Below are 1,882 nucleotides of genomic sequence, written 5' to 3'. Positions count from 1 at the left end.
GAGAGGATCTGGTCATGCTTGAAGCCTATCGCCAGCATGTCGCCGAGCGCGCCGCGCTTGGGATTCCCCCCCTGCCGCTGTCGGCGGCCCAGACCGAGGCGCTGGTCGCCCTGTTGCGCGATCCGCCCGCCGGTGAAGCCGAGACCCTGGCCGAGCTGTTGACCCACCGGGTCCCCGCCGGGGTCGATGACGCCGCCCGGGTCAAGGCCGCCTTCCTCGCCGCCATCGCCACGGGCAGTGAAACCAACAGTGTGATCAGCCGGGCCGAGGCCACCCGCCTGCTCGGCACCATGCTGGGCGGCTTCAACGTCAAGCCGCTGATCGACCTGCTGGCCGATGCCGAGGTCGGCGCGATCGCCGCCGACGGGCTGAAGACCACCCTGCTGGTGTTCGATTACTTCAACGACGTCCGCGCTTTGGCCGAGGCCGGCAACGCCAATGCCCGCGCCGTGCTGACCTCCTGGGCCGAGGCCGAGTGGTTCACCGCCCGCCCGGCGGTGCCGGATAGCCTGACGCTGACCGTGTTCAAGGTGTCGGGCGAGACCAACACCGACGACCTCTCCCCGGCCCCCGACGCCTGGAGCCGCCCCGACATCCCGCTGCACGCCCTGGCGATGCTGAAGAACCCCCGTCCCGGCATCGACCCGGACGAGCCCGGCGCACGCGGCCCGATCCGCCAGCTCGAGGCGCTGAAGGCCAAGGGCCATCTGGTCGCCTATGTCGGCGACGTGGTCGGCACCGGCTCGTCGCGCAAGTCGGCGACCAATTCGGTGCTGTGGTGGACCGGGGCCGACATCCCCCACGTCCCCAACAAGCGTTTTGGCGGCGTCTGTCTCGGCAGCAAGATCGCCCCGATCTTCTACAACACGATGGAAGATGCCGGCGCCCTGCCGATCGAACTCGACGTCTCGGCGTTCGAGACCGGCGACGTGATCGAGCTGCGCCCCTACGAGGGCAAGGCGCTGAAGAACGGCGCGGTGGTCTCGACCTTCCAGGTCAAGTCCGAGGTGATCTTCGACGAGGTCCGCGCCGGCGGCCGCATTCCGCTGATCATCGGCCGCGGCCTGACCGCCAAGGCGCGCGAGGCGCTGAAGCTGCCGGCCAGCACCCTGTTCCGCCTCCCCGCCGTGCCGAAGGACAACGGCAAGGGCTTCTCGCTGGCCCAGAAGATCGTCGGCCGCGCCTGTGGCCTGCCGGAAGGGCAGGGGATGCGGCCCGGCACCTATTGCGAACCCCGGATGACCACCGTCGGCTCGCAGGACACCACCGGGCCGATGACCCGCGACGAGCTGAAGGATCTCGCCTGTCTCGGCTTCTCCGCCGACATGGTGATGCAGTCGTTCTGCCACACCGCCGCCTATCCCAAGACGGTGGACATCAAGACCCATCACGAGCTGCCCGGCTTCATCTCGACCCGGGGCGGCCTCGCTTTGCGGCCGGGTGACGGGGTGATCCATTCCTGGCTCAACCGCCTGCTGCTGCCCGACACCGTCGGCACCGGCGGCGATTCCCACACCCGCTTCCCGATCGGCCTGTCCTTCCCGGCCGGCTCCGGGCTGGTGGCCTTCGCCGCCGCCACCGGGGTGATGCCGCTCGACATGCCGGAAAGCGTGCTGGTCCGCTTCAAGGGCAAGCTCCAGCCCGGCGTCACCCTGCGCGATCTGGTCAACGCCATCCCACTCTACGCCATCCGCCAGGGCCTGCTGACGGTCGAGAAGAAGGGCAAGAAGAACATCTTCTCCGGCCGGATCCTCGAAATCGAGGGCCTGCCCGACCTCAAGATCGAGCAGGCGTTCGAACTGACCGACGCCTCGGCCGAGCGTTCCGCCGCCGGCTGCACCGTCCATCTCGGCCCGGCGCCGATCATCGAATACATGCGCTC

1 protein-coding gene is annotated in these 1,882 nt (G+C 69.1%); it reads left to right on the top strand.

Annotated elements, in window-relative coordinates:
- Positions 1-14: 14 nt before the first annotated feature.
- Positions 15-1,882 (top strand): bifunctional aconitate hydratase 2/2-methylisocitrate dehydratase (locus ACFSNB_RS18635; RefSeq protein WP_377319309.1); only part of this gene is annotated, 1,868 nt, incomplete at its 3' end.

Origin of the sequence: Phaeospirillum tilakii, assembly GCF_042683125.1 — a bacterium.
GTDB classification, from domain to species: Bacteria; Pseudomonadota; Alphaproteobacteria; order Rhodospirillales; family Magnetospirillaceae; genus Phaeospirillum; species Phaeospirillum tilakii.
This window is presented reverse-complemented; position numbering and strand designations above follow the sequence as displayed.